This window comes from Nocardia sp. NPDC004722 (assembly GCF_053601505.1).
In genome coordinates this window covers 1-5658 of record NZ_JBSGBY010000558.1, presented here as the reverse complement: position 1 = coordinate 5658, position 5658 = coordinate 1, and the positions used below count along the sequence as shown (strand labels likewise).

The following is a 5658-nucleotide window of genomic DNA, read 5'->3' as shown; positions in this document are numbered from 1 at the left end:
GGGTTGCGGGCGTGGGGATGACGGGGGTCGGGCGATCGAGGTGTCGCCGGGGTAGCGGGCATGGCGGGCTGCATGATCGTGTCCCACCACGGGCGCAGGGGGCTGGGCTCGGGCCAGTACACCACGGAGGAGTCGGCGGGATCGGTTGCAGCGGTGAGGATCCGGCGGCGGCCGACGTGCGCTCTCGGGCGCCGGGTTGCGTGGGGCGGGTACACGGAAGGCATGGCGATCACCTGAATTGGGCTGTGCTGTGGTCTCGACTCGTACTGCTGCGGGCGAGTGGCCGACGCCGGCGGTGGCGGCGTCAGCCACCGCCGACAGGGGTCCGGCTCATGCGGCGCGCGCACGGCAGCGGGATCGATAGGGCCTATCGGGTCCGGTTCGCCGGCGCGGCCCGCCGGTGCCCGGTGCGGGCAGAACGCTGCTGGTGCGAAGGTAGGGCACGACGCGAGTGGCTTCGGGCCCGCGGCTGGTGTCGGTGGCGGTGAATATCACCGGTTGCCCGGCGTTGAGAGTTTTGAGTCCAGGGATCTCGATCACCTGGTAGTCGACGAATACCGCGGGACCGGAATCGGGTGTGAGGAACCCGAAGCCCTTCTCGGTGTTGAACCAGGCGACGTGGCCGTGCTGCCAGCGCGGCAGCCGCTGCGCGTCGTCGGCGTGGGTTTCGCACGCGGAGAGGGTGATCGGGCTGTCAGTCGGCATGGTCGTAGTCATCGTCATCGAAATCCAGTGGGGTGATCCAGGCTTGGTCGATACGGTCGGTGATCCCGGCGTGCTCGAGCGCGCCGCGCACGGATTCCGGCGGGGGTGCCAGCATGGTCGGGTCCAGTCCGGCCTCACGGTCGCACTCGCGGATCGGAAGGTTCTGTTCGGCGCGGTCGAAGTCACTGCCCGCCGGGGCGAAGGTCGCGGTGCCGCTCATTGCTGTCTCCTCCATTTCGTGTCGATCGTGATCGAGGTGGCGAAAGGGCCGGGTGAGCCCGGAAGAATCACGGCTGACCGGGCTCACCCGTCGACGGAACGAATGTGAACAGGACTTCCCTGTGCGGTGTTCTCGCGCGGGCCAACGACCCCGTGCCGTGGCTGCCGGTGCCACTTCGGTGGCAGTGCACGCGCCGAACCCGAAGGGTTCGAGGGGCGCTGGTGCCGGTGCGCGGGTCCGGACGCGGTCGTCGGTCCGTGGTCGCGAGAAGAGTTGTGTAGGAGAACGTTTCGTGTCATCTGTGTTGTCGGTCGACGTCTGACAGGCATCACCTCGCTCTCTGGTCATCGGATTCCGTGCCGGGCCGGGCTCGCGTGCATCGCGGGCGGGCCGCGGCTTCGACCCGGGGCGCCGCCGGACCGGCGGCCGTGGTGCCGGGCGATCGGCATCCAGCGGCCCGGCCGCGTCCGGGGCGGGCGGGGTTCGCGGCGTGGCGGGCAGTCCCACCGATCGGCGGCACGGCACAGGATGTCGTCGATCTCGGCGAACAGTCCCTCGAGATCGGGGTCCAAACCCAGCAGTCGAGGGTCCAGCCACGTCAACTCCTCGGCGGTCCCGCTCGGCGCGGGACCGCTCACGCCTCTCGTGACGAGGATCATCGCAGCGCCTCCCGTGATGGCGCCCGGTATCAGGCGTTGATGGCCTGATGTTCGCCGTTGTGGTGGATGACCTCGATCTTGCGGGGTTTGGCCTTCTCCGCGACCGGGATCACCAGGCGCAGGACACCATCGCGGTAGTCGGCGCGGATGGCGTCGGTGTCGAGGTTCTCGCCCAGGAACAGTTGGCGGGAGAACACGCCGCGGGTGCGTTCCGCGGCGAGCATGGACCGGTCCGGGTCCAGTTGCGGGCGTGATGCTTTGACGGTCACCACATTGCGTTCGATATCCAGATCGAGGGATTCGGGGTCGATTCCGGGCAGGTCGAGTTCGACGTAAAAGTCGTCGCCCTCCCGCCAGGCATCCATCGGCATGACTGCCGGGCGGGCCGATGTGCCGAACATCTGCTGGGTCAGGCGATCCAGATCCCGGAACGGATCGGTACGCATCAGCATGGTCGCCACCTCCACTCACTCCATTCTCTCTCGGTGGTGCTCAGATAACCTCTGTTATCTGGCTGAGATTTGTTTTAGCACTCGACAGAGGAGAGTGCAAGTAGTGCGCTGAGGTAATCTGGCGACATCGAGAAGTGAGGAGCAGGATGCCGGATCGACACGACCCTCTACCCGGCCCGAACAGTGATCACCGACCGGGCCCAGCACAGGCGGTATACGGAATCTCGGTGGCTGCCGAACTGGCCGGGATGGGAGCGCATTCGCTACGCCTGTATGAGCAGCACGGACTGCTCACCCCGGCCCGCAGCGCGGGCGGCACCCGCCGCTACAGTGACGACGACCTCGCCCGGTTGGCGCGCATCGCCACCCTGGTCGGCGAAGGGTTCAACCTCGTCGCGATCGCGCGGATTTTGGACCTCGAAGACAGCAACACCGCACTACGCGACTCCAACGCCGCGCTCACCGCCGAACGCGACCGACTCCGCGACACACCCTGACCCCGATCGGCCCCTGGACCGACGAAGCGAGGTGGCCGGTGATGCTCAGTTGTTGCCGTAAACGCGTTCGGGGACGACGAGTACGACTGTGCGGCGCTCGGCCGCCATGACCCTGTCGTACTCGTCCCAATCCTCGTGGGTGCCACCGGCCGCGGTGAACACCTCACGCAACAGGAGTCGCAGCCGTTCGGCGTCGATACCGGGAGCCGGGTCGTCCGGCCCGGCGATCCACACCGGACCCTCGACGGCAGCCCACTGCCAGCCCACCCGGGCGACGACCGTCATGCGGGGCCGCGCACGCAGGTTTCTCAACTTCCGCGTACCGCCGACGAGCACAATCCCCACCACCTGCTCCCCGGTAACCGGATGCCGCAGCACCCCGGCGTTGACGAGCGACGACTGAATCCTGCCGTCGGCCCCCAGCGTCGAAACCACACAGAGCCCATGATCTCCGGGGATCAACCCGGCGAAATCCGCGAGATCGCTCACCTCTGGAGTCTACGCAGCGCGGAAACTCCCTGCGGCGCACAAAACATCATGCTTCCCGCCGCCAAGCCCGAGAACAACCGCGTCACGGCGGGCGAGATCGGCAGGCTGGCAATCGGATTCACCGGATCGGCCACCTACGAACTGCCACCGGCCCTGACGCGGGTGCGGTTCTTCGCGGTGGTCAGCCCCAAACGCCCACCGAGCGGCTGAAATGCCTGGTCCTGGCTAATTCTTCTTCATCATCTCGTAGAACCCCCAAGATCATTCACTGACCTGGCGATCTTGGGGATTCTCCTATTCTGACCTGCGATTTCACGATCCCGAGACCTCCCATCATGTCTGGCCGAAACCCTTGGGCTCCCACCATTCGGGCCGCAAAATGGCACGCAAAATGGCACTGGAATTCCCACCGGTTCCGTTCTGGGGGTCCCGGCTGCACGTTCAGAGAGAATGTTTGTGTGAGATCGCGAGCCAGGCGCTGATTGGATCGTCGGATTCGTTGATCCAGTCGGCGTATTGGGTCACCAGACCGAAGACGACGTTGCGACTGTCGTCGATGACCTCGTGATAGAACGACCGGGATCGTTCGCGGCCGTAGCGCCGACGGGCGGGGATCGTGGCAAGGTGGGTGGCCGCAGCGACGATGTCACCGCTCATCAGCGCCGTGTGAACCTCGGTCAGACCGGGGTCGTCGAACTGCGCGGATATCGCGTCACGAATGGAAGTCGCTATCGACGCGTCGACCGCCGCGGCCAGGCGGGCAACCGAATTATGCTTGATGCCGAGGGCATTCAGTGTTTCGGCAGTGCCGATCGGCGCACTCGTCCCCATGTGCTCGATGAGCAGCATGATGCGATTCGACACAGTGGACGGACGAGCGTTGTCGGCTTCATCGTCGGAGGTCGGGGGAACGATCGACGGTGGTGTCACAGCGGGCGGTTCGGCCGGTCGCGTCTGTTTCCATTGTCGATTGCGCACCAGGGCAAGGTCTCCGATCGTATTCCTGGTGCGCATCTGCGGACGCGGTCGCGACTTGGCGATCAGTTCCCGCCGGGTGTGTGTGAAAACCTGCTGCAGCGAGACGAATTCGGAACCGTCGTCCAGGCCATGTCGGATGAGGTTGATCAGCTCGCCGGTGAAGGCAGTGTGGCGCTCGCCCTCCGGAGCGAGCGCCTGCTTGTTTTCAGGGGCCGCCGCGAGGACGAATGTGCCCTCGGCACTGACCTCGTCGACCACCGCGGAAGCCGAATCGGACATGCCAGCGATCGCCTGACCGCTGTAGCAGCAGTCGAGCACTACTACTCGCCGTGGCGCGCGAGCCTCGTGCAAGGCCCGCCGAATATGGTCATAGGCCAGCGCCGTATACGCGCGGCTCTGCATCGAACCGGTGAGGCCGAGCAACAGCTCTCCCGTGTCGGCGTCCTTGAGGCCGTGTCCGGTGAAGTACAGGAAGAGCGTGTCCTCAGCCTGCTCGACCGCGTCGTAGAGGGTGTGGAGCACTCGTTCCTGCGAATCCGGGTCGCGCACCAAAGCACAATGGGCTTTCGGCAGTCCCCAGAGATCGTTATCGCACAGGGATGATGCCAGGTCGTCGAGATTGTTCATGGTCGTCGGAAGCGGCGGCAGAAACCGATAGTTCGCGACGCCTACCAGGATCGCCCGCGACCGAAGAGGATTCGGGAGTTTCATTCCTGCAGGCGTGACACCACGGCGTCGGCGGCCGGTCCTTCGGCGGTGATCTGCACCGAATCGCCGTTCGAGTTGGCGATGGTGATGGACACCTTCGACCGCTGCTGCTGTAACCAGGTTTGGATCGAATTCGACAGGACGGTCAAAGCGCCCCCGCTGCCGACCGCCACGATGAGGGCATCGGCGAATCCGCCCATCTCACCGGGATTCACGACCTTCTCCTCGAAACGGACGTAACCGCGGAATTCGTCCTCGGCCGTCAGCCATCGACGTAGAGAGATCAGCTGCTGCTCGCTGTCGCGTGCGCCTTCGATCAGAACACGAACATCTCGAGTTGCCACTGCTCGAACCCCCTCGGTGTCGAAGGCATGCATGCCGCGAGGCGAGAGTAGCAGGTGAATCGCGATGTCCGGTATGAATCCGGTTGTGAGTCAATGCTTGTCGCGGATCTGCGGCGGAGGTTACCGTTTTCGATAGGGATTCCACAACTGGTTGAGGGGCGATCGTGACCTACGGTTCCTATGACCCGTACTTGCAGTCCGATCGGCGGACCGCGCGGCAGTTGGAGCGCGAGCGGGTGCAAGCCGCAGCGGAGGCACGAGACCGGCAAGCAACCGAACGAACCCGGGCGCTGGAAGAGCAAGCCTCGGACTTGGAGAATCTGCTGCACGTATCACTCGCCCGGGATGCGGCAATCGATCTGACCGAGCGTCGTCGTCGCGCGGATGTACCGCCATTGAATCTCGGAAATCTCGAGCGACCGTTACCCGCACCCGAATGGTCGGCACCGGTCGAACCGAGCAGGATGAAGCGGATCTTCGGTGGCGCCAAGCGTTACGACGAGGAACTGCAGTTGGCGCAGCAGCGCTTCGTGTGGGCACAGGACGACCATCGACGCAGGGAGGCCGCGCGACGCGAGCAGATCGCGCGGGTGCGACAGGAGCATG

The 5658-nt window shown here is 65.2% G+C and carries 11 protein-coding genes; 3 read left to right on the top strand and 8 right to left on the bottom strand.

Annotated elements, in window-relative coordinates; all coding sequences use genetic code 11:
* The 5 genes from ACWELQ_RS36415 to ACWELQ_RS36395 form a co-directional block, all read right to left on the bottom strand.
* On the bottom strand, nt 1-224 hold a 224-nt coding region (locus ACWELQ_RS36415), incomplete at its 3' end, for a hypothetical protein (RefSeq protein WP_452401563.1).
* Nucleotides 225-330: 106 nt separating this feature from the next.
* A complete protein-coding gene (locus ACWELQ_RS36410) occupies nt 331-705 on the bottom strand; it encodes a cold-shock protein (RefSeq protein ID WP_452401562.1) in 375 nt (124 codons plus the stop codon).
* Nucleotides 695-925 carry a hypothetical protein gene (locus ACWELQ_RS36405; RefSeq protein WP_452401561.1) on the bottom strand — a complete coding sequence of 77 codons (231 nt, stop codon included), beginning with the start codon at nt 923-925 and terminating at the stop codon, nt 695-697. The genes ACWELQ_RS36410 and ACWELQ_RS36405 overlap by 11 nt, the downstream gene beginning before the upstream one ends.
* 344 nt (nt 926-1269) lie before the next feature.
* Nucleotides 1270-1584: a hypothetical protein gene (locus ACWELQ_RS36400; protein WP_452401560.1), complete on the bottom strand. Its 315-nt coding sequence runs from the start codon at nt 1582-1584 to the stop codon at nt 1270-1272.
* Between the two features lie 29 nt (nt 1585-1613).
* A complete protein-coding gene (locus ACWELQ_RS36395; RefSeq protein WP_452401559.1) occupies nt 1614-2051 on the bottom strand; it encodes an Hsp20/alpha crystallin family protein in 438 nt (145 codons plus the stop codon).
* Nucleotides 2052-2182: 131 nt separating this feature from the next.
* On the opposite strand from ACWELQ_RS36395, the gene ACWELQ_RS36390 reads away from it, so the two are divergent.
* Nucleotides 2183-2533 carry a MerR family transcriptional regulator gene (locus ACWELQ_RS36390; RefSeq protein WP_452401558.1) on the top strand — a complete coding sequence of 117 codons (351 nt, stop codon included), beginning with the start codon at nt 2183-2185 and terminating at the stop codon, nt 2531-2533.
* A 45-nt stretch (nt 2534-2578) separates the two neighbouring features.
* Here the strand turns inward: ACWELQ_RS36390 and ACWELQ_RS36385 are convergent, their stop codons facing one another.
* A complete protein-coding gene (locus ACWELQ_RS36385; RefSeq protein ID WP_452401557.1) occupies nt 2579-3022 on the bottom strand; it encodes a TIGR03618 family F420-dependent PPOX class oxidoreductase in 444 nt (147 codons plus the stop codon).
* A gap of 48 nt (nt 3023-3070) precedes the next feature.
* Between ACWELQ_RS36385 and ACWELQ_RS36380 the strand changes: the two genes are divergently transcribed.
* The gene (locus tag ACWELQ_RS36380; RefSeq protein WP_452401556.1) at nt 3071-3232 is read left to right on the top strand and encodes a hypothetical protein; all 162 of its coding nucleotides are present in this window, start codon (nt 3071-3073) and stop codon (nt 3230-3232) included.
* A gap of 231 nt (nt 3233-3463) precedes the next feature.
* Here ACWELQ_RS36380 and ACWELQ_RS36375 read toward each other — a convergent pair whose 3' ends face one another.
* Both ACWELQ_RS36375 and ACWELQ_RS36370 read right to left on the bottom strand, forming a co-directional pair.
* Complete coding sequence (locus tag ACWELQ_RS36375; RefSeq protein ID WP_452401555.1) at nt 3464-4711, bottom strand: caspase family protein; 1248 nt, start codon at nt 4709-4711, stop codon at nt 3464-3466.
* Entirely contained in the window at nt 4708-5052 is a 345-nt protein-coding gene (locus tag ACWELQ_RS36370) for an effector-associated constant component EACC1 (protein ID WP_452401554.1), read from the bottom strand. Before ACWELQ_RS36370 ends, ACWELQ_RS36375 begins: the two co-directional genes overlap by 4 nt.
* Nucleotides 5053-5273: 221 nt before the next feature.
* Here ACWELQ_RS36370 and ACWELQ_RS36365 point away from each other — a divergent pair.
* Nucleotides 5274-5658 (top strand): hypothetical protein (locus tag ACWELQ_RS36365; RefSeq protein WP_452401553.1); only part of this gene is annotated, 385 nt, incomplete at its 3' end.

Coding starts and splice junctions, on each gene's coding strand:
- ACWELQ_RS36400 (WP_452401560.1), bottom strand. CDS start 1,584: ATGATCCTCGTCACGAGAGGCGTGAGCGGTCCCGCGCCGAGCGGGACC.
- ACWELQ_RS36380 (WP_452401556.1), top strand. CDS start 3,071: ATGCTTCCCGCCGCCAAGCCCGAGAACAACCGCGTCACGGCGGGCGAG.
- ACWELQ_RS36390 (WP_452401558.1), top strand. CDS start 2,183: ATGCCGGATCGACACGACCCTCTACCCGGCCCGAACAGTGATCACCGA.
- ACWELQ_RS36405 (WP_452401561.1), bottom strand. CDS start 925: ATGAGCGGCACCGCGACCTTCGCCCCGGCGGGCAGTGACTTCGACCGC.
- ACWELQ_RS36410 (WP_452401562.1), bottom strand. CDS start 705: ATGCCGACTGACAGCCCGATCACCCTCTCCGCGTGCGAAACCCACGCC.
- ACWELQ_RS36375 (WP_452401555.1), bottom strand. CDS start 4,711: ATGAAACTCCCGAATCCTCTTCGGTCGCGGGCGATCCTGGTAGGCGTC.